The sequence below is a fragment of the Bradyrhizobium sp. AZCC 1588 genome, assembly GCF_036924735.1.
In the GTDB taxonomy this organism is placed as follows: domain Bacteria; phylum Pseudomonadota; class Alphaproteobacteria; order Rhizobiales; family Xanthobacteraceae; genus Bradyrhizobium.
In genome coordinates this window covers 2698700-2718217 of sequence record NZ_JAZHSC010000001.1, presented here as the reverse complement: position 1 = coordinate 2718217, position 19518 = coordinate 2698700, and the positions used below count along the sequence as shown (strand labels likewise).

The window sequence follows — 19518 nt, the reverse complement described above, 5'->3', positions numbered from 1 at the left end:
GCTTGCGCCGCGGCGACCTTACTCTACGCACTCTGCATTATCAAACCGCGCGCACATCCCGTCAACTGCTTGCGATCTCGTCACTAATTGCGACAATTAACCGCGACCGCACCGCGTGGGTGAAGGGGAATAAACGATGTTGACGGGCGGCAACACTTCGGCGCGCGGACTTGGTCCGTGCAATCGGTTCCCGATCTGCCCGACCACCCTTTCGTCCGTACCCGGCTGCGTCGAATACGACGGTCATACCCGGGTCACCCGCGGGTGACGACCACCATGGAAATGTGACCCCTCTCACATAATGCTCTGCAATGCAACGCGATCGTCATTCGCGCACCGCGTTTGACCTTTGTAGGTGACAATGGCTTGCTGCCGGCATCGGCCAAGTTCAGCACAAAAGAAAAGTGACACCGATGGGAAACGCCTACGAGATCTACGCCCTGCGCTATGCGACGATGTCGCCCCGCACTCCCCATTTGAATTTTCTGATCCCCGATCCGCACGAAACCGCGGCGCAGGATCTGGATTACTTCGTCTGGCTGATTAGAGGGGGCGGCCGCGACATCCTGGTCGACACCGGCTTCAACGCCGAGGAGGCGAAGGCGCGTTCGCGCAAACTCACGCTCAATCCGGTTGACGCACTGGCCGATTTTGGCGTCGCCGCCGATACGATTCGTGACGTGATCGTCACCCATCTGCATTACGATCACGCCGGCAATCTCGACCGATTCCCCAATGCTCGGTTTCATCTGCAGGACCGCGAGATGAGCTACGCGACCGGGCGCTGCATGTGCAACGGCATGCTACGGCATCCGTTTTCGGTCGAGCACGTCACCACGATGGTGCGCCACGTCTATGGCGAGCGCGTTACCTTTCATTCCGGCGACGGCGAGATCGCTCCCGGCGTGACGGTGCATCGCGTCGGCGGCCATTCCGATGGGTTGCAGGTGGTGCGCGTGGAAACCGCGCGCGGACCGGTGGTGCTGGCGTCGGACGCTTCGCATTACTACGCCAATTTGCACAAGCGCAGCCCGTTTCCGATCGTCTACAATGTCGGCGACATGGCGCAGGGCTGGGAAATCGTCGAGCGGCTGGCCGGCCATCCCGACCGTTTCATTCCCGGCCACGATCCGATCGTGAGCGAGATCTATCCGCGCGCCAGCGACAAGGTCGATGCGTTCGCGCTGCACCTGGCGCCGTCGCGTTCCTTTGCAAAATAGGCTCAAGAAAAACAATGTTGGAATACAACACGATCGGCTTCATCGGCCTCGGCGTGATGGGCGAGCCGATCTGCCGCAATCTCGTGAAGAAGATCGGCAAGCGCGTGATCGCGTTCGATCTTGCGGCCGAGCCGCTGGCGCGGCTGCATGCCGAGGGCGCGGAGGCCGCAGGCTCCGTCGCCGACGTCGTCAGGCAAAGCGACCTGCTGTTCCTCTGCCTGCCCAGCGCCAAGCATGTGCGCGCGGTGTTCGAGGGCGACGGCATCTTGAAGAACATCCGCAGCCGCCAGGTCGTCATCGATCTCGGTACGTCGTCAGTCGGCCAAACCCGTGAGTTTGCCAAGCTGCTGCAGGCCAAGGGTGCGTCCTGGGCCGACGCGCCGATCGCGCGCACGCGCCAGGCGGCGCAGGACGGCACGCTCAGCGTGATGGTTGGAACAACGCCTTCGCTTTACGCCGAGATCGAGCCCTTGATCCGCTGCTTTGCCACTGATGTCACTCATTGCGGCGACGTTGGCGCGGGGCAGGTGACGAAGATTCTCAACAACATGGTGCTGTTCGAAACCGTCAACGCGCTCGCCGAAGCGGTCGCTGTCGCGAAGCATAATGGTGTCGACCCAAAGCTGTTGCTCGATACGCTATCCAAGGGCTCGGCCGACAGTTTTGCGCTGCGCAATCACGGCATGAAGGCGATCGTGCCGGGCAATTTTCCGGAGCGCGCGTTCTCGACCGAATATGCGCTGAAGGATCTTTCCTATGCGCTGGAGTTCGCGGCCGATGCGGGGTTGAAAATCCGCGGTGCGGAGCTGGTCGGCACGGTATTGCAGGAAGCGATCGATGCCGGCTCGGGGGATAATTATTTCCCTGTCATCGCGAAACATATTGGCGGCCGCTAATCGGAGACGATCATGATTCAACGCTTTGCCGGGCTTACACCAACCCGCAGCCGCGCCGTCGCGCACGACGATCTGGTGTTCACGGTGGCTGTCGCGCCCGACCCGGTCACCCCGTCGATGTACGAGCAGAGCGTAAGGGCGCTCGCCCGGATCGACGAAAGCCTCGCATTATGCGGCACGGACAAGAGCAAGATTCTCTCGGCCATCGTCTACATCGCCGACATCAAGCGGAAGGGCGAGATGAACCGTGCCTGGGATGAATGGGTCGATACCAAAAATCCGCCAATGCGCGCCTGCATCGGCGTCGATCTCGAGCCGCCGCATATCGTGGAGATCGTGGTGACGGCCGTGAAGTGAGCCTCGGCACAGCGCTCAAGCCGGTCAGTAAGCCTCCTTCGCGTCCGCCTCCTCGCTGGTCTGCACCAGGTCGAGGCTCGCCTCGACTTTCCCCAGCAGCCGCGCGAAATCCTTGCGCTCCTGCGCGGACAGGCAGGAGAGAATCTCGTGTTCCCTGCGCAGCAGGCGTGGGATCAACTCCTCATAGAGCGCTTCGCCCTTGTGTGTCAGGCGGAGGCGGAATTCGCGGCGGTCATCCTCGTTCTCGACGCGCTCGATGATCTCTCGCTTCATCAACGAGGTGACCGCGCGGCTGATGGTGGATTTGTGGGTGCGGGTGCAGTGGGCGATGTATTGCGCGCTGCAGGCATCGTGGCGGAAGCCGAGCGTCGCCAGCACGCGCCATTCCGGAATATCGAGCCCATAGCGCTCCGCATACTCGGCCGAGAGTGCGGAACTGACTTCCGCCGCCAGCCGGTTGAGCCGGAACGGCACGAACTTGAAGAGGTCCAGTCGCGCGGCCCTTTTCGGCGCGCTCTCTTCCCGCGGACCGACCGCCATTTCGCCTGATATCGCTTTTGGCAAGAATCGCCTCGATTTGAGTTGACGCCGGACCCGGCCGGGGGTTTAAGATAGTTGCATGTGAGACTAATTAGCAGGGTCGCAGGCCGCTAGCCAGCGTTTTCGAGCGAAGTGGAATACCGTTCGCGTTAAGAAAACGCGTCAAAACAGAATCTAGTCCGGTTCTGATCCAATCAGAACCGATAAGGCTCTAGTCACGGGTTGACCCGCATGGCGCTGACTAAAACCCAATTCGGCTATCGTCGCCACTCCGACCAGGATCGGGCTGGTGCGAACGTGGCCGAGCACGCGATCGTCGTGGTCGGCGCAGGTCCGGTAGGGCTGTCGCTGGCGATCGATCTGGCGCAGCGCGGGCAAGCGGTCGTGCTGCTCGACGACGCTGATCGGATCGGCGAGGGCTCGCGGGCGATCTGCTTCTCCAAGCGCTCGCTCGAATTCTGGGACCGGCTCGGCATCGGCCAGCGCATGGTCGACAAGGGCGTGGTGTGGAGCGTCGGCAAGATCTTTCACGGCGATTCCCAGCTCTATCAGTTCAACCTGCTGCCGGAGGAGGGCCACAAGCGGCCGGCCTTCATCAACCTGCAGCAATTCTACGCTGAGGCCTATCTGGTCGATCGTGTCGAGGAACTCCCCAAGATCGACCTGCGCTGGCGCAACAAGGTGACCGGGCTCGAGCCGCACAACGACCATGTGGTGCTGTCGATCCAGACGCCGGACGGCCCCTATCGGCTGGCGGCGCAATACGTGATCGCCTGCGACGGCGCCCGATCGTCGCTGCGACAAATGGTGGGAGCGGAGTTTGCCGGCCAGGTGTTCGAAGACCAGTTCCTGATCGCCGACGTCAAGATGACTGCGGCATTTCCAACCGAGCGCTGGTTCTGGTTTGATCCGCCGTTCCACGCTGGACGCTCCGCACTTCTGCACAAGCAGCCCGATGATATCTGGCGGATCGACCTGCAGCTCAGCCGGGATGCCGATCCGGCGGTGGAAAAGCTGCCGGAAAACGTGCGGCCGCGCATCGCCCGCATGCTCGGTCACGACAAGTTCGATTTCGAATGGATCTCGCTGTACAAATTCCAGTGCCGGCGCATGAATAAGTTCATCCATGGCCGCGTGATCTTTGCCGGCGATGCTGCGCATCAGGTCTCACCGTTCGGCGCGCGTGGCGCCAATTCCGGGCTCGAGGACGCCGAGAATCTGGCATGGAAACTCGATCGCGTGCTGCGGGGTATCTCGCCCGAGGCGCTGCTTGAGAGCTACCACATCGAACGAAGCGCCGCGGCCGACGAGAACATCCGCGAATCCACCCGCTCGACCGATTTCATGGCGCCGAACTCCCACCAGGAGGCGCGGTTGCGCAAGGCGGTGCTATCGCTCGCCCGGGAAACCGAATTCGGTAAGCGGATGGTGAATGCGGGGCGTCTCTCGACGCCCTCAATCTACGAAACGCCGCTTTCGACCGCCGATAGCGCTTCCTGGCGCGGCGGCCCGCGTCCCGGCGCCTCGATGCCGGACGCGCCGGTTGCAGGTCGGAACGGCGAACCGATGTATCTCACCGATGCTTTCATCGGGGCGGGAACGGGGTTCACGCTGCTGGAATTTAGCAATGGTGCTGCGCCGGAGCTGCCTGAGGAAATAGCCACGGTCCGCATTGGCGGCAAAGGCAGTCTGGCCGATTCTGCAGGTCTTGCCGCCAGTCGCTACGACGCCGAGCCCGGCACGGCCTATCTGCTGCGTCCCGATGGCTACGTTGCGGCGCGCTTTCGGCATCCGACCCGGCCGGCACTCGACGCCGCGCTCGCGCGTGCCGCCGGCTACAACTGAGGTTTCGTCATGGCGCTATCGACCAGTTCGAACTTTGCCAAGCCTGATGACGCGTTCCGCGCCATCGTCGAGGCACATCGTGGACTGAACGACGAGCAAAGCGCCGATCTCGATGCGGCACTGGTTCTCATCCTCGCCAATCACATCGGCGACCTCGATGTGCTGAAGGAGGCGATTGCGCTTGCCGCCCGGCGGATGCTCGATGCGGGCCAACAGCAACAGCAGCAACAGCAACAATAATTCGCGTCTTAAACGAAGTCAGGAATCGAATTGATGGCTAAAGGTTTCGCGTCCACCACCGATCTCGCGGAGAAGAAGATCACCTTCTCCGAAATCGGCACCGATCTCTACGCGTTCACTGCCGAGGGCGATCCGAACTCCGCGATCATTGTCGGCGACGATGGCTGCCTTGTGTTCGACGCACAGGCGACGCCGGCGATGGCGAACAAGGTGATCGAGCGCGTTCGCACCGTCACCGATAAGCCGATCAAGTATGTCGTGCTGTCGCATTATCACGCCGTGCGCGTGCTCGGCGCTTCCGCCTACAAGGCGCAGGGCATCGTGGCGTCGGCCGAAACCTATCGGCTGATCGAGGAGCGCGGCCAGCAGGATTGGGATTCCGAATACGGCCGCTTTCCCCGCCTGTTCCAGGATGCGCAGAGCATTCCCGGGCTGACCTGGCCGACGCTGACCTTTGAAGGCGAGATGTCGATCTATTTGGGAAAACGCGAGGTGCGGCTGATGCAACTCGGCGCGGGGCATACGTCGGGCGACATCGTGGCCTGGGTGCCGGATGCCGAAGTGATGTTTTCCGGCGACCTCATCGAATATCACTCGGCCTGCTATTGCGGCGACGCGCACTTGCGCGAATGGCCGGGTACCCTGAACGAAGTCCGCGCCTTCAATCCGAAGGCGATCGCGCCGGGCCGCGGCGACGCACTGAAGGGACTTTCAACCGGGCGCGACGCGATCGCGATGACGCGCGACTTCGTCACGACGCTCTATGGCGCCGCGGAAAGCTCGGTTGCCAAGGGCCGCACGCTGAAGGAGACCTTTGCCGCGACGCGCGAGATGATGGACCCGAAATTTTCCAGCTTCGCCATTTACGAACACTGCCTGCCGTTCAACGTCTCGCGCGCGTTCGACGAGGCTTCGGGAATAGACGATCCCGTGATCTGGACCGACAAGCGCGACCAGGAAATGTGGGCCGCCCTGCAAGGAGGAGGATAGACCATGAATATCAACACCTCGCCTGATCAGATCGTTCGCAGCACCGCACAACTGACGCCGGGCTATATGTCCGGTTTCGGCAACAGTTTTGAAACCGAGGCCTTGCCCGGCGCGCTGCCGATGGGTCGCAACTCGCCGCAGCGCTGCGCCTACGGCCTCTATGCCGAACAGCTTTCCGGCTCGCCGTTCACCGCGCCGCGCGGCAGCAATGAGCGCTCCTGGCTCTATCGCATCCGCCCGTCGGTGAAGCATTCGGGCCGCTTTGCGAAAGTTGATGCCGGGCTGTGGCGCACCGCGCCGTGCCACGAATATGACTTGCCGATCGCGCAACTGCGCTGGGATCCGGCGCCGATCCCGAAGGAAGACAAGACTTTTCTGCAGGGCGTCCAGACCATGACGACGGCGGGCGACGCCAATACACAAGTAGGCATGGCCGCGCACGTCTATCTCATCACCAAGTCAATGGTCGATCAGCATTTTTACAATGCCGACGGCGAGATGATGTTCGTGGCCCAGCAGGGCAACCTGCGTCTCGTCACCGAATTCGGCCGCATCGACATCGAGCCGGGCGAGATCGCGGTGATTCCGCGCGGCGTGAAATTCCGGGTGGAGATTCCGAATGGACCTGCGCGCGGCTATCTCTGCGAGAATTACGGCGGCGCCTTCACGCTGCCGGAACGCGGGCCGATCGGCGCCAACTGCCTCGCCAATTCGCGCGACTTCCTGACGCCGGTTGCTAGCTATGAGGACAAGGACACGCCGACGGAACTGTACGTGAAATGGGGCGGCTCGCTGTTCAAGACGACGCTGCCGCATTCGCCGATCGACGTGGTGGCCTGGCACGGCAATTACGCGCCCTACAAATACGATCTTCGCACCTTCTCGCCGGTCGGCGCCATCGGCTTCGACCATCCCGATCCCTCGATCTTCACGGTGCTGACCTCGCCGTCGGAAACGGCCGGCACCGCGAATATCGATTTCGTCATCTTCCCGGAGCGCTGGGCGGTCGCTGAAAACACTTTCCGCCCGCCCTGGTATCACATGAACATCATGAGTGAGTTCATGGGGCTGATCTACGGCGTCTACGACGCCAAGCCGCAAGGTTTTGTTCCCGGCGGCATCAGCTTGCACAACTGCATGCTGCCGCACGGCCCCGACCGCGAAGCCTTCGATCACGCCAGCAATGGCGAACTGAAGCCGGTAAAGCTGACGGGCACCATGGCCTTCATGTTCGAAACGCGCTTTCCGCAGCGGGTGACGCAGCACGCGGCGACGTCGGCGACCTTGCAGGACGACTACGCCGATTGCTGGAAGGGCCTTGAGAAACGGTTCGATCCGAACAAGCCTTGACCTTTACCCTCCCCTGGAGGGGGAGGGTCGACGCGCGTGCAACGCGCGGCGGGGCGGGGTGACGGTCTCTCCTCGCGAACAGTGCCCGAGTGGAGAGATCACCCCACCCCGTCTCGCATTTCGCTGCGCTCCATGCGAGCCGACCCTCCCCCTCCAGGGCCCCTCCAGGGGAGGGTGAAAGAAACTGCCCCACCGATATTCAAGCTGCATCGGGAAAGCCATGCCCCACCCCAACGATCCCAAACTCCGCTCCTTCATCGACGTCGCGCCCGATTCCCATTTCCCGATCCAGAATCTCCCTTACGGCGTGTTCTCCGCCAAGGACGGGCTCGCCCCGCGGGTCGGCGTCGCGATCGGCGACTACGTGCTCGATCTCTGGCAACTCGCGCAGGACTGCCGCTTCGATCTCGTCGAGCCGGCGGTGTTCGCCGCGCCGCAGCTCAATGCGTTCATGGCGCTGGGGCCAAAGGTCTGGTCGAGCACGCGGGCGCGCATCAGCGAACTCTTACGGCACGACTATCCCGAGCTGCGCGACAACGAAGCCTTGCGCAAGCGCGCGCTGGTGCCGATGGCGGACGTGAAGTTGCACATGCCGTTCGCCGTCTCCGGCTACACCGATTTCTATTCGTCCAAGGAGCACGCCACCAATGTCGGCGTGATGTTCCGCGGCAAGGACAATGCGCTGCAGCCGAACTGGCTGCACATGCCGATCGGCTACAACGGCCGCGCGTCCACGGTTGTCGTCAGCGGCACGCCGGTGCGCCGGCCGCGCGGCCAATTGAAGCCGCCGACGGCCGACATGCCGAGTTTCGGCCCCTGCAAGCGGCTCGATTTCGAACTCGAAATGGGCGTGGTGGTCGGCCAGCCGTCGGTGATGGGCGAAATGCTCACCGAGAAGCAGGCCGAAGAGATGATCTTCGGTTTCGTCATCCTGAACGACTGGAGCGCGCGCGATATTCAGCAGTGGGAATATGTCCCGCTCGGCCCGTTCCAGGCCAAGGTGTTCGCGACCTCGATCAGCCCGTGGGTGGTGACGCGCGAGGCGCTGGAGCCGTTCCGCCTCAACGGCCCTGCGCAGGATCCGAAGCCGCTGCCATACTTGCAGCAGACGCAGCCGAACAATTACGACATGGCGCTGGAGGTGGACTTGCGCGCTGCGCCGATGAACGCGCCGAAAAATATCAGCCGCACCAATTTCAAATACATGTACTGGTCGTCGGTGCAGCAACTCGTGCACCATGCGTCTTCAGGCTGCGCCATGAATGTCGGCGATCTCTTAGGGTCCGGCACCATCTCCGGTCCGGAGAAGGACCAGCGCGGCAGTCTGTTAGAGATAAGCTGGAACGGCACCGAGCCGGTCGAACTGGCCGAGGGCGTGAAGCGTTCGTTCCTGGAGGATGGCGACTCGCTCGTGCTGCGCGGCTGGTGCCAGGGCAACGGCTATCGCGTTGGGTTCGGCGAGGTCGAGGGGACGATTTTGGCGGCGGAGTGATGCTCTCCCCCGTCATTGCGAGGAGGCCGTAGGGTGGGCAAAGGCGCGTAGCGCCGTGCCCACCATTCTCCATCCGCGCAAGCTCGCAGAGACGGTGGGCACGCTGCGCTTTGCCCACCCTACGCAGCCTCGCAATGACGACTTGATAGTTTAGCGCTCCTGCGGCGGAATATCCCGAAGCTTCGCCGAATGCGCAGCAACGTCCTCGACGCTGTACTTCAAATGCACCCGCTTGTCCGACGGCGGGTGCTTCACGACGCACACGCCCGGCCGTCGCTCGGTCGCGGGCCGGATCGGCCGCCGCTCAAAACCGCCGCCGCAGTTCGGGCAGACATTATGCAGCTTGGTCTCGACGCAATCCGCGCAGAACGTGCATTCGTAGGAACAGATCCGCGCGTCGATCGCATTCGGCGGCAGGTCCTTGTCGCAATATTCGCAGTTCGGTCGGAGTTGCAGCGCCATGCGTGGTCTCGTGGGGTGATTCTTACAGATCATCGCAAATGGGATCGGGAACGCGAATGACGAATTTCCCTCGATTTGGGCCATGCGGCCCCAGTGCCTCATCGAACCGCTTCACTTCAACGGCAACCTCGCGCTCTCCTTCAGCCGGTCCAGCACGACCGACGAGCGCACATGTGCGACGCTCTGATGCGGCATCAGCACGTTGTTGACGAGATCGGAGAGGTCCTTGAGGTCGCGCAGCACCACTTTCAGCACGTAGTCGGCGTCGCCCGTAAGCGAATAGGCCTCCTGGATGTCGTCGACGCGATTGACCAGGGCGCGGAATTTCTTGGCGTTGTCGGGCGAATGCGTCGCCAGCGTGATGTGGACGAAGGCGATCAGGTTGAAGCCGAGCGCCTCGCCGGCGAGGTCGGCGTGGTAGCCGGCGATCACCTTTTCCTCCTCGAGCCGCATCCGCCGCCGCGAGCATTGCGAGGCGGACAGGCCGACGCGGTCGGCGAGTTGCTGGTTGGTCAGCCGGCCGTCATCCTGTAGCGCGGCCAGTATTTTGAGGTCGAAGGCATCTGTCGATATCATGCGCAAATCACCGATTCTATGCACGGTTCATGCGTCATGATAGCCCAATGCGGGACTATTTGCATGCACTTTGCGCCCGTTTCGCCCGATATTGATCCAGATCAATTTACGGGAGTTTAGCCATGGGTCCGTTTCCGCATGACGCGCCGGCCGCCACCATCAGCGCCGACAACCCGATGGGCACCGACGGCTTCGAGTTCGTCGAGTATGCGCATCCGAACCCGGAAGAGCTGCACGCGCTGTTCAAGCTGATGGGCTATGCGCCTGTCGCTCGCCACAAGACCAAGAAGATCACGGTCTATCGCCAGGGTGACATCAATTATCTCGTCAACGAGGAGCCTGGCACTCATGGCCATGGCTTCGTCGCCGCGCATGGGCCTTGCGCGCCGTCGATGGCGTTCCGCGTGGTCGACGCCAAGCAGGCCTACGAGCGCGCGCTCTCGCTCGGCGCGGAGCCAGCCGATGTTTCGTCCGCTCAGAAGACGCTCGACGTCCCCGCCATCAAGGGCATTGGCGGCAGCCTGCTCTATTTCGTCGATCGTTACGGCGCCAAGGGATCGGCCTTTGATCTGGAGTTCGAATGGCTTGATACCCGCGATCCTCGGCCCGCCGGCGCCGGGCTCTATTACATCGATCACCTCACCCACAACGTCCATCGCGGCCGCATGGATGTCTGGACCGGCTTCTACGAAAAACTGTTCAACTTCCGCCAGATCCGTTTCTTCGACATCGAGGGCCGGGCGTCAGGCCTGTTCTCGCGTGCGCTGACCAGCCCGGATGGCAAGATCCGGATCCCGATCAACGAGGATGCCGGTGACTCCGGACAGATCGAGGAATATCTCAACATCTATCGCGGCGAGGGCATCCAGCACATCGCCTGCGGCGCGCGGGATATCTACCGCACCGTCGAGACGCTGCGTGAGGCGGGACTACCATTCATGCCGTCGCCGCCGGATACCTATTTCGAGAAGATCGACGCGCGCCTGCCGCGGCATGGCGAGGACGTCGCGCGGCTGCAGCGCGATGGCATTCTCATTGACGGCGAGGGCGTCGTCGACGGCGGCCACACCAAGGTGCTCTTGCAGATCTTTTCCGCGAACGCGATCGGGCCGATCTTCTTCGAATTCATCCAGCGCAAGGGGGATGACGGCTTTGGCGAGGGTAACTTCAAGGCGCTGTTCGAATCGATCGAGGAGGATCAGATTCGGCGGGGTGTGTTGAAGGTGGATACCGCGGCGTAGCGCACTCTCGTGTCCCGGACGCGCTGCAGCGTGTTAACGCTGCTGCGCAGAGCCGGGACCCAGCCGCTATGGGCCCCGGCTCTGCAGTGCATCGCTACGCGCTGCACTGCGTCCGGGGCACGAGATCTTTACCGCCCCGCCTTCCACGCGCTCGTCAATTCCGCAATCTCCGCGTTCTCCGCATCCCTGATCGCCGACGGCGTGCGCGAGAAGCGTGGCGCGGGCGCCGGCTGCGTCACGCCATGACGCTCGACGAAAATCTTTCGCGCCGCCATGTGCGGATGCTTTGGCGCTTCCGCCATGGTCAGGATCGGCGCAAAGCAGATGTCGGTGCCTTCCATGATCCTGCACCAGTCTTCGCGCGTCTTACTCTTGAATATCTTCGTCAGCTTCTCCTTCAGCGCCGGCCAGGCCTTGCGGTCCATCTGGGCGTCGAAATCGGCGTCGGTGAGGCCGGCATGCTGGCGCAACAGCGCGTAGAACTGCGGTTCGATCGAGCCGATCGAAACGAAATTGCCGCAGGAACATTCATAGACGCCGTAGAAATGCGCGCCGCCGTCGAGAAAATTCTGCTCGCGGCCTTCCACCCAGCGGCCGATCGCGGTCATGTCGAAGAACATCGACATCAGCGACGCCGCGCCGTCGCACATCGCGGCATCCACCACCTGGCCCTTGCCGGACTTCGACGCTTCCAATAGCGCCGCCAGCACGCCGACCACGAGATAGAGTGCGCCGCCGCCGAAATCGCCGACCAGGTTGAGCGGCGGCACCGGCTTTTCCTTCGTGCCGATCGCCGCAAGCGCGCCGGTGACCGAGATGTAATTGATGTCGTGGCCGGCCGCGTGCGCCAGCGGGCCTTCCTGGCCCCAGCCGGTCATCCGGCCGAACACCAGCCGCGGGTTGCGCGCCATCACCACATCGGGTCCGAGGCCCAGCCGCTCCATCACGCCGGGGCGAAAGCCTTCGATCAGCGCGTCGGCATGGCTAAGCAGATCGAGCACCTGCGCGACCGCGGCCTTGTCCTTGAGGTCAAGCTCGACCACCTTCCGGCCGCGCCCCGCCACCGACTTCAAATTCTTCTTCGCGCCGACGCGATCAAGCGTCACGACTTCCGCGCCCATGTCGGCCAGCATCATGCAGGCGAACGGGCCGGGGCCGATGCCGGCGAATTCGACGATGCGGAAGCCTGTGAGCGGGCCGGAGGTTCGGGTGGCGGATTGGGTGGCTGGTTGATCGAGCACGTTGTTTTCTCTCCCAAGGGAAACGTCTTAATTAGTTGATTAGCTAAATTGTCCCGCCGAAGCGAGGCCCTGGCAAGTCTCTTTTGTCGAGAATCGAGCCAAAATACGAAAGCGGCGCGCATCGCTGCGCGCCGCTCCCTATCAAAGTCGCGTCCAGGCGCTGATCAGCCCGCCGCAGTCACCGCGCGCTGCGCCATCACCTTAACTAGGTTGGCGCGATAGTCCGAGGTACCGTGAATGTCGTTCATCAGGCCGTCGGCGGAAATCTTGACATTATCGAGCGCGGCGGCGGACCAGTTGGCCTTCAGCGCCGCCTCGATCGCGGGCACCCGCATGACGCCGTTTTGCGATGCGCCGGTGGCTGCGACGCGGACGTCACCCGCCGGGGTTTTTGCGACGAACACGCCGGTCAGGGCGAAGCGCGACGCCGGATGGTTGAACTTCGCGTAGCCTGCTTTGTCCTGAACCGGGAACGATACCGCAGTGATGATTTCGCCATCTTCCAGCGCCGTGGAGAACAGGCCCTTGAAGAAATCATCCGCCGATATCGAACGCTTGTTGGTCTTCACGGTGGCGCCGCACGCCAGCACCGCCGCCGGATAGTCCGCCGCGGGATCGTTGTTGGCGAGCGAGCCGCCGATGGTGCCGCGATGTCGCACGGCGGGATCGCCGATCAGCGAGGCAAGGTAGGCCAGCGCCGGGATCGCTTTTTGCACCGTTTCGCTCGAGGCCACGTCGTGATGGGTCGTCGCCGCCTTGATCATTATTCCGTCACCGGTTGGCTCGATGCCGATCAGTTCCTTGATCTTGCCGAGATCGATGACGTCGGATGGCGAGGCCAGCCGCTGCTTCATCACAGGAATCAGCGTGTGGCCGCCGGCCAGATATTTCGCGTCGGAACCCTTGGTGAACAGGCTTGCTGCTTCGTCGACCGAAGAGGGGCGGTGATAGGTTGTCTGATACATGATGCTTCTCCCTCTCAGCCGTGGATCGCATGCCAGACGCGATCGGGCGTCGCCGGCATTTCGAGCTTGTTGTTGTCGATTGCATCCGTGATGGCGTTGATGACGGCAGCCGAAGCGCCGATCGCGCCCGCTTCGCCGCAACCCTTGACGCCGAGCGGATTGCCCGGACATAGCGTCGTCGTGTGCGACAGCTTGAAGGAGGGCAGGTCATCCGCGCGCGGCATGGTGTAATCCATGAACGACGCGGTCACGAGCTGGCCGGATGAGTCGTACACCACGCCCTCCAGCAGTGCCTGGCCTATGCCCTGGGCAAGGCCGCCATGGACCTGGCCTTCGACGATCATCGGATTGATCAACCGGCCGAAATCATCCGCAGCCACGAAGTTGACGAAGGTGCTTTTTCCGGTGCCTGCATCGACTTCCATTTCGCAGATATAAGCGCCGGCCGGGAAGGTGAAGTTGGTCGGGTCGTAGAACGCGCCCTCCTTCAGGCCCGGCTCCATGCCGTCGGGCAGGTTGTGCGCGGTGTAGGCGGCGAGCGCGACCATCGGCAGCGCCAGCGACTTGTCGGTGCCGGCGACTTTGAACTCGCCGTTCTCGATGACGATGTCGTTCTCGGAGGCCTCGAGCTGGTGTGCTGCGATCTTCTTGGCCTTCGCCTCGACCTTTTCCATCGCCTTCAGGATCGCGGTGAGACCGACAGCCGCCGAGCGCGAGCCGTAGGTACCCATGCCGAACTGCACCTTGTCGGTGTCGCCATGGACGATCTGGACCTGGCTGATGGGCACGCCGAGCCGCTCGGCAATGAGCTGGCAGAACGTGGTCTCGTGGCCCTGGCCGTGGCTGTGCGATCCCGTGAGGATCTCGATGGTCCCCACGGGATTGACGCGCACTTCCGCCGATTCCCATAAGCCGACGCCGGCGCCGAGGCTGCCGACCGCCTTTGACGGCGCAATGCCGCAGGCCTCGATGTAGCAGGAAATGCCGATGCCGCGCAGCTTGCCTTCGGATTTGGCCTTCGCCTTGCGTGCCGGGAAACCGGCGTAATCGATCGCCTTCATCGCTGCATCTAGCGAGGCGTGGAAGTCGCCGATGTCATAGGCCATGATCACAGGCGTCTGATGCGGAAATTGCGTGATGAAATTCTTCTTCCGCAAATCGGCCGGATCGACCTTCAACTGCCGCGCCGCCGTCTCCATCAGCCGTTCCACCACAAAACTTGCTTCTGGCCGGCCCGCGCCGCGATAGGCGTCGACCGGAACGGTGTTGGTGTAGACGCTGATCACTTCGGCGAAGATGTTGGGGATGTTGTACTGGCCCGACAGCAGCGTCGCATAAAGATAGGTCGGCACCGAGGAGGAGAACAGCGACATGTAGCCGCCGAGATTGGCGTAGGTCTTGACGCGCAAGGCGGTGACCTTGTTGTCCTTGTCGAGCGCCATCTCCGCCTTGGTGAGGTGATCGCGGCCATGCGCGTCGGTCAGGAAGGCTTCGGTGCGGTCGCCGGTCCACTTCACCGGACGACCGACCTTCTTGGAGGCCCACAGCGCCACCATCTCCTCGGGGTAGATGAAGATCTTTGAGCCGAAGCCGCCGCCGACGTCGGGCGCCACCACCCGCAGCTTGTGCTCCTGCGCGATGTTGTAGAACGCCGACAGCACGAGTCGGGCGACATGCGGATTTTGCGAGGTCGTGTAGAGCGTGAAATGCTCTTCAGGTTCGTTATATTCCGCGATCGCCGCGCGCGGCTCCATCGCGTTCGGCACCAGGCGATTGTTGGTGATGTCGAGCGAGACGACGTTGGCTGCTGATTTGAAGGCGGCATCGGTCGCGCCTTCGTCGCCGATGGTCCAGTCGTAGATCACGTTGCCCGGCGCTTCCGGGTGCAGTTGCGGTGCGCCCGGCGCGATCGCGGCGCGGATGTCCGGAACGGCCGGCAATTCCTCATAGTTGACGACCACGGCTTCAGCCGCGTCGCGGGCCTGGTTCTTGGTTTCAGCGATCACCACCGCGACCGCCTGGCCGACGAAGCGCACGGTCTCTGGCGCCATTGCCGGCCATGCACCCATCTTCATGCCGGTGCCGTCCTTGGAGGTAATGGCCCAGCCGCAGATCAGATTGCCGATCTTGTCGTCGACGACCTGCTGGCCGGTCAGCACGCCGACCACGCCCGGCATCTCCATCGCCGCCGAGGTGTCGACGCTCTTGATCTTCGCATGTGCATGCGGGCTGCGGATGAAGTGTGCGTGGGTCATGCCCACCAGCTTGATATCGTCGACGTAACGGCCCTTGCCTGTGATGAAACGGCGGTCTTCCTTGCGCACGACGCTTGCGCCAATGCCTTCAACGCCCATGTCCTGTCCTCCCGACCGGAATTGTTGTTTCCGCGATTTCTTTCGAATCGCGGGGTTGAATTCGGAAAAATGCTGGCCTGCGGCGGCTATTCTGCCGCCTGCGCGACCTTCATGCGTCCGGCCGCATCGAGCACCGCCTTGACGATGTTGTGGTAGCCGGTGCAGCGGCAGATATTGCCTTCCAGCTCGTGCCGGACGGTTGCCTCGTCGAGATTGCCGCTATGGCGGTGCACAATATCGATCGCCGACATGATCATGCCCGGGGTACAGTAACCGCACTGCAGGCCGTGATTGTCACGGAACGCAGCCTGCATCGGGTGCAGTTCGCCGCCCTTGGCGATGCCCTCGATCGTGGTCACGTTGGAGCCGGCGGCCTGGCCGGCCAGTACGGTGCAGGATTTCACCGCCCGGCCGTCGATATGGACGACGCAGGCGCCGCACTGGCTGGTGTCGCAGCCGACATGCGTGCCGGTCAGGTTCAAATGGTCGCGAAGGAGATGGACGAGAAGGGTCCGGTCTTCGACCTCGGCCGAGACGGCCTTGCCGTTTACCGTCAGCTTGACTGTAGACACGCGTGGTACCTCCCGATGTTTTATAATTATTCCAATTAGAAACAGCGGCGAAGGAACTTGCAACTAGGATTTTGGTCGGCGCTGTCATTGTGATGACATTGGCGAGAAGCGTGCGCGTGCCGAAGACTCTCGACGCGAATTTTTCTTACCCTCCCCTGGAGGGGGAGGGTCGACGCGCGTGCAACGCGCGGCGGGGCGGGGTGAAGGTCTCTCCTCATCCACAGTGCCCGAGTGGAGAGATCACCCCACCCCGTTTCGCATTTCGCTTCGCTCCACGCGAACCGACCCTCCCCCTCCAGGGGAGGGTAAGCCTGGCACCCCTGCAAGTTTTGCCCAGATTTACCCGCCCTTATCCATTCTGCCTTAACTTTGCGCACCGGATCGGGGGCTGGGCCGCCGATGCCTGTTTTTCAGAACGAAAACGGGGTGTGACGTGCGATTTTTGAAGCGTGGCGGCTCGTCTTTCAAGCTCCCGACCCTGCGGTTCCGCGCCAAGATCATGCTCGGCTTTGCCGTCGTGCTGGCGATTTCGGCCGCCAGCATGGGGTTTGCCTATCTCGGGTTCGAGCGGGTTTCGGCCGGCGTGGAGTCCTACCGGCGTAGCGTGCTGGAGGCCGACCTGTCGCGCGACATCGACCGCGAGCTGATTTCCTACCGCTCGCTCGCCCGCTATTTCGTGGCGACCGGAAAGGAAGAGGACGGCAAGGCGGCGCTGGCAGCCGAAGCCGGCCTGAAGGACGCAATCATTGCCTCGATGAAGGGGACCACCAATCCGACGCGGCTCGAGCAGGTCGCGAAACTGGAGCGGGAGTTCCGCGCCTTCACCAAGATTTTCGCCGACATCGTCAAGGTCAAGGACGAGAGTGCGCGCATCACGCAGAACCAGCTCACCCGCACCGGCAACTCGCTGCGCTACAAGCTGGACGATCTCCCGAGCAATGCCGACGATGACGAAATGCCGGTGATCACGCTCGGCGCGAAGAAGGTGACCGAACAGTTTCAGGCGGTCACTGCGCTTGCCAATACGTTCGTGGTCAATTCCGACAAGACGGTCGCTGCCAGTGCAATGGCGCGCCTGAAATTCGTCGAGAACGCGCTCAAGGCGATTTCGTCGAACAACGAAAAGGTCCGCGAGGGGATCAAGGCAATCTCCGCCATGCTGGAGGAGTACCAGAGGTCGCTCGCCAAGCTGGTCGACAATTCCAAGGAGATCGACGAGCTGACGTTGGAAATGACGGAATCGGCCGCCGCTATCAACAAGGGCTCGGGCGCCATGAAGTCGGACCTCTTGGCCGATCAGAAGCGGCTCGAAGCCGAGTCGGACGCGACCATCGGCGAGACCGAGCGGCTGATCCTGATCCTTGCCGCCGGCGGCTTTCTGCTCGGCTGTGTCTGGGCCTTCTTCCTCGGCAAGGGTATTTCCCGTCCGATGATTGCGATGTGCAACGCGATGCGCGAACTCGCCGCCGGCAATTTCGAAGTCGTGCTGCCCGGCCTCGGCCGCAAGGACGAACTGGGCGAAATGGCAAGTGCGGTCGAGGAGTTCAAGGTGCAGGCGATCGCCCGCGCCGAGCGCGACGCCGCCACCCAGGAAGCGCAGAACAAGGCGGCGAGTGCCGCGCGCCGCGCCGAACTCATTCGCTTCGCCGACGAGTTCGAAGCCGCGGTCGGCGCCATCGTTTCCAACGTGTCGTCCTCGGCCGTGCAGCTCGAATCCGCCGCCGGCAAACTGACGCGGACGGCGGAAACCACCCAGAGCCTCTCAAGCCAGGTCGCCGACGCTTCGGAAGAAGCCTCCACCAACATGCAGTCGGTGGCGTCCGCGACCGAGGAATTGTCGACTTCCGTCGACGAGATCGGCCGGCACGTCAAGGAATCCAGCCAGATTGCAGAGGCCGCGGTCCGTCAGGCCGAGCAGACCGACGGGCGGATCGGCAAGCTGTCGCGAGCCGCGCAGGAGATCGGCGACGTGGTCAAGCTGATCACGGCGATTGCCGAGCAGACCAACCTTTTGGCGCTGAACGCCACCATCGAGGCCGCCCGCGCGGGCGATGCCGGCCGCGGCTTTGCCGTGGTTGCATCCGAAGTCAAATCGCTCGCCAGCCAGACGGCGAAGGCGACCGACGAGATTTCCAATCACATCTCGGGCATGCAGGGCGCGACGCAGGAATCGGTCGTCGCGATCAAGGAGATCGGCGGCACCATCGGCAGGATCTCCGACATCGCCGCGACGATCGCGAGCGCCGTCGAGCAGCAGAGCGCGGCAACGCAGGAAATTGCGCGCAGCGTCCAGAACGTCGCGGAAGGCACGCAGGAGGCCGCCACCAACGTCATGCACGTCAATCGCGGCGCCACCGAAACCGGATCGGCGTCCGAGGAAGTGCTGAATTCGGCCCGCACGCTATCCAGCGAAAGCACGCGCCTTCGCGAAGAGCTCGACCGCTTCATGGCGAATATCAGGGCGGCGTGAACGAGGATCGTGGTCTATCGTTTCGCCACGGTGCATCCCATCCAATGCTGTCGTCGTCCGGCCTTGTGCGCAATTGCGCACTGGGACCGGACGATCCAGTATTCCAGAGACGGCTGTACTTAGCCGAGAGGCCGCGGCGTACTGGATACCCCACATTCGCGGGGTATGACGATCGGAGTGATTTGGCTCGCACATGCCAGCAGCACGAAGCCTCTCACTCCCTCCCGAACTGGTGCTTCAGCTCCACCTTCGCGCGCTCCAGCCGCGCGCGCTGCGTCTTCGGCAACGTCTTGCCGGCGCGGTTGATGTAGAAGGTCAGCATCGAGAGCGCCGAGCGATAGGCGCCTGACTTGCGGCGCGTACTGTGCTCGGCGGAGCGCTTGAGCGATGCCGCGATCTTCTTCGCGCTGGTTTGCTTGAAGACGCCGCGCTTCAGATCGAGCGCGTCGCTTTCCTGTGTCACGCGTTGCGACCACCGTTTCGGCGATGATTTCTTCGCCGGTGTCGTGCGGCTGCTCTTCCGGGCTGCGGTCTTCCGTGGCGCGGTTTTTCGCCGTTCGGCCATGTTCGACTCCATTGCTGTTTTGCCGAAAACGGCCACCCGATTGTTCGGTTCCCTGCGCGCTCTGATTGGAGAGGGCGGGAAGTTTCAGGCAAAGCTCGAACATTTCAAATGTCGCGAGATCGCGAACGCATATTCCGCTGTC

18 protein-coding genes are annotated in these 19518 nt (G+C 62.7%); 10 read left to right on the top strand and 8 right to left on the bottom strand.

Annotated elements, in window-relative coordinates; genetic code table 11:
• Positions 1 to 413 precede the first annotated feature (413 nt).
• From V1277_RS12695 to V1277_RS12685, 3 genes are read left to right on the top strand one after another with little or no spacing between them, the layout of a single operon-like run.
• Positions 414 to 1220, top strand: a complete 807-nt coding sequence (locus V1277_RS12695; protein ID WP_334416443.1) for an N-acyl homoserine lactonase family protein — start codon at positions 414 to 416, stop codon at positions 1218 to 1220.
• A 14-nt stretch (positions 1221 to 1234) separates the two neighbouring features.
• Entirely contained in the window at positions 1235 to 2116 is an 882-nt protein-coding gene (locus V1277_RS12690) for an NAD(P)-dependent oxidoreductase (protein ID WP_334416442.1), read from the top strand.
• Positions 2117 to 2128: 12 nt separating this feature from the next.
• On the top strand, positions 2129 to 2473 hold the full coding sequence (locus V1277_RS12685; protein WP_334416441.1) for a RidA family protein: 345 nt from the start codon (positions 2129 to 2131) through the stop codon (positions 2471 to 2473).
• Between the two features lie 24 nt (positions 2474 to 2497).
• Here V1277_RS12685 and V1277_RS12680 read toward each other — a convergent pair whose 3' ends face one another.
• A complete protein-coding gene (locus tag V1277_RS12680; protein WP_334420359.1) occupies positions 2498 to 3013 on the bottom strand; it encodes a MarR family winged helix-turn-helix transcriptional regulator in 516 nt (171 codons plus the stop codon).
• A 231-nt stretch (positions 3014 to 3244) separates the two neighbouring features.
• Here V1277_RS12680 and V1277_RS12675 point away from each other — a divergent pair, with 231 nt between their 5' ends.
• From V1277_RS12675 to fahA, 5 genes are all read left to right on the top strand, one after another.
• Positions 3245 to 4858 (top strand): FAD-dependent oxidoreductase, encoded by a 1614-nt coding sequence (locus tag V1277_RS12675; RefSeq protein WP_334416439.1) that lies wholly within the window; start codon positions 3245 to 3247, stop codon positions 4856 to 4858.
• 9 nt (positions 4859 to 4867) lie between these two features.
• Positions 4868 to 5098 carry a DUF2783 domain-containing protein gene (locus tag V1277_RS12670; protein WP_334416438.1) on the top strand — a complete coding sequence of 77 codons (231 nt, stop codon included), beginning with the start codon at positions 4868 to 4870 and terminating at the stop codon, positions 5096 to 5098.
• A gap of 33 nt (positions 5099 to 5131) precedes the next feature.
• On the top strand, positions 5132 to 6088 hold the full coding sequence (locus tag V1277_RS12665) for an MBL fold metallo-hydrolase (RefSeq protein ID WP_334416437.1): 957 nt from the start codon (positions 5132 to 5134) through the stop codon (positions 6086 to 6088).
• Between the two features lie 3 nt (positions 6089 to 6091).
• On the top strand, positions 6092 to 7438 hold the full coding sequence (gene hmgA / locus V1277_RS12660) for a homogentisate 1,2-dioxygenase (RefSeq protein ID WP_334416436.1): 1347 nt from the start codon (positions 6092 to 6094) through the stop codon (positions 7436 to 7438).
• A gap of 220 nt (positions 7439 to 7658) precedes the next feature.
• Complete coding sequence (fahA, locus tag V1277_RS12655; RefSeq protein ID WP_334416435.1) at positions 7659 to 8930, top strand: fumarylacetoacetase; 1272 nt, start codon at positions 7659 to 7661, stop codon at positions 8928 to 8930.
• A 150-nt stretch (positions 8931 to 9080) separates the two neighbouring features.
• Here the strand turns inward: fahA and V1277_RS12650 are convergent, their stop codons facing one another.
• Positions 9081 to 9392: a DUF1272 domain-containing protein gene (locus V1277_RS12650; RefSeq protein WP_334416434.1), complete on the bottom strand. Its 312-nt coding sequence runs from the start codon at positions 9390 to 9392 to the stop codon at positions 9081 to 9083.
• A gap of 111 nt (positions 9393 to 9503) precedes the next feature.
• Complete coding sequence (locus V1277_RS12645; protein ID WP_334416433.1) at positions 9504 to 9968, bottom strand: Lrp/AsnC family transcriptional regulator; 465 nt, start codon at positions 9966 to 9968, stop codon at positions 9504 to 9506.
• Positions 9969 to 10090: 122 nt separating this feature from the next.
• Here V1277_RS12645 and hppD point away from each other — a divergent pair, with 122 nt between their 5' ends.
• On the top strand, positions 10091 to 11209 hold the full coding sequence (hppD, locus tag V1277_RS12640; RefSeq protein ID WP_334416432.1) for a 4-hydroxyphenylpyruvate dioxygenase: 1119 nt from the start codon (positions 10091 to 10093) through the stop codon (positions 11207 to 11209).
• A gap of 128 nt (positions 11210 to 11337) precedes the next feature.
• On the opposite strand, the gene V1277_RS12635 is transcribed toward hppD, so the two are convergent.
• The 4 genes from V1277_RS12635 to V1277_RS12620 all read right to left on the bottom strand — a co-directional run bounded on the left by V1277_RS12635 (position 11338) and on the right by V1277_RS12620 (position 16341).
• Positions 11338 to 12450, bottom strand: a complete 1113-nt coding sequence (locus V1277_RS12635) for a CaiB/BaiF CoA transferase family protein (RefSeq protein WP_334416431.1) — start codon at positions 12448 to 12450, stop codon at positions 11338 to 11340.
• Between the two features lie 164 nt (positions 12451 to 12614).
• Positions 12615 to 13415 carry an FAD binding domain-containing protein gene (locus V1277_RS12630; RefSeq protein WP_334416430.1) on the bottom strand — a complete coding sequence of 267 codons (801 nt, stop codon included), beginning with the start codon at positions 13413 to 13415 and terminating at the stop codon, positions 12615 to 12617.
• Positions 13416 to 13429: 14 nt separating this feature from the next.
• Positions 13430 to 15769 (bottom strand): xanthine dehydrogenase family protein molybdopterin-binding subunit, encoded by a 2340-nt coding sequence (locus tag V1277_RS12625; RefSeq protein ID WP_334416429.1) that lies wholly within the window; start codon positions 15767 to 15769, stop codon positions 13430 to 13432.
• A gap of 86 nt (positions 15770 to 15855) precedes the next feature.
• Positions 15856 to 16341 carry a (2Fe-2S)-binding protein gene (locus tag V1277_RS12620; RefSeq protein WP_334372119.1) on the bottom strand — a complete coding sequence of 162 codons (486 nt, stop codon included), beginning with the start codon at positions 16339 to 16341 and terminating at the stop codon, positions 15856 to 15858.
• A gap of 499 nt (positions 16342 to 16840) precedes the next feature.
• On the opposite strand from V1277_RS12620, the gene V1277_RS12615 reads away from it, so the two are divergent.
• Positions 16841 to 18811, top strand: coding sequence for a methyl-accepting chemotaxis protein (locus V1277_RS12615; RefSeq protein WP_334420358.1), 1971 nt, complete (start codon positions 16841 to 16843; stop codon positions 18809 to 18811).
• Positions 18812 to 19025: 214 nt separating this feature from the next.
• On the opposite strand, the gene V1277_RS12610 is transcribed toward V1277_RS12615, so the two are convergent.
• Positions 19026 to 19376: a DUF3175 domain-containing protein gene (locus tag V1277_RS12610; protein WP_334416428.1), complete on the bottom strand. Its 351-nt coding sequence runs from the start codon at positions 19374 to 19376 to the stop codon at positions 19026 to 19028.
• Positions 19377 to 19518 lie beyond the last annotated feature (142 nt).

Excerpts from the sequence above, each read along its gene's own strand:
- V1277_RS12695 (WP_334416443.1), top strand. The coding sequence starts at position 414 with ATGGGAAACGCCTACGAGATCTACGCCCTGCGCTATGCGACGATGTCG.
- V1277_RS12690 (WP_334416442.1), top strand. The coding sequence starts at position 1,235 with ATGTTGGAATACAACACGATCGGCTTCATCGGCCTCGGCGTGATGGGC.
- V1277_RS12685 (WP_334416441.1), top strand. The coding sequence starts at position 2,129 with ATGATTCAACGCTTTGCCGGGCTTACACCAACCCGCAGCCGCGCCGTC.
- V1277_RS12680 (WP_334420359.1), bottom strand. The coding sequence starts at position 3,013 with ATGGCGGTCGGTCCGCGGGAAGAGAGCGCGCCGAAAAGGGCCGCGCGA.
- V1277_RS12675 (WP_334416439.1), top strand. The coding sequence starts at position 3,245 with ATGGCGCTGACTAAAACCCAATTCGGCTATCGTCGCCACTCCGACCAG.
- V1277_RS12670 (WP_334416438.1), top strand. The coding sequence starts at position 4,868 with ATGGCGCTATCGACCAGTTCGAACTTTGCCAAGCCTGATGACGCGTTC.
- V1277_RS12665 (WP_334416437.1), top strand. The coding sequence starts at position 5,132 with ATGGCTAAAGGTTTCGCGTCCACCACCGATCTCGCGGAGAAGAAGATC.
- hmgA (WP_334416436.1), top strand. The coding sequence starts at position 6,092 with ATGAATATCAACACCTCGCCTGATCAGATCGTTCGCAGCACCGCACAA.
- fahA (WP_334416435.1), top strand. The coding sequence starts at position 7,659 with ATGCCCCACCCCAACGATCCCAAACTCCGCTCCTTCATCGACGTCGCG.
- V1277_RS12650 (WP_334416434.1), bottom strand. The coding sequence starts at position 9,392 with ATGGCGCTGCAACTCCGACCGAACTGCGAATATTGCGACAAGGACCTG.
- V1277_RS12645 (WP_334416433.1), bottom strand. The coding sequence starts at position 9,968 with ATGATATCGACAGATGCCTTCGACCTCAAAATACTGGCCGCGCTACAG.
- hppD (WP_334416432.1), top strand. The coding sequence starts at position 10,091 with ATGGGTCCGTTTCCGCATGACGCGCCGGCCGCCACCATCAGCGCCGAC.
- V1277_RS12630 (WP_334416430.1), bottom strand. The coding sequence starts at position 13,415 with ATGTATCAGACAACCTATCACCGCCCCTCTTCGGTCGACGAAGCAGCA.
- V1277_RS12625 (WP_334416429.1), bottom strand. The coding sequence starts at position 15,769 with ATGGGCGTTGAAGGCATTGGCGCAAGCGTCGTGCGCAAGGAAGACCGC.
- V1277_RS12615 (WP_334420358.1), top strand. The coding sequence starts at position 16,841 with ATGCTCGGCTTTGCCGTCGTGCTGGCGATTTCGGCCGCCAGCATGGGG.
- V1277_RS12610 (WP_334416428.1), bottom strand. The coding sequence starts at position 19,376 with ATGGCCGAACGGCGAAAAACCGCGCCACGGAAGACCGCAGCCCGGAAG.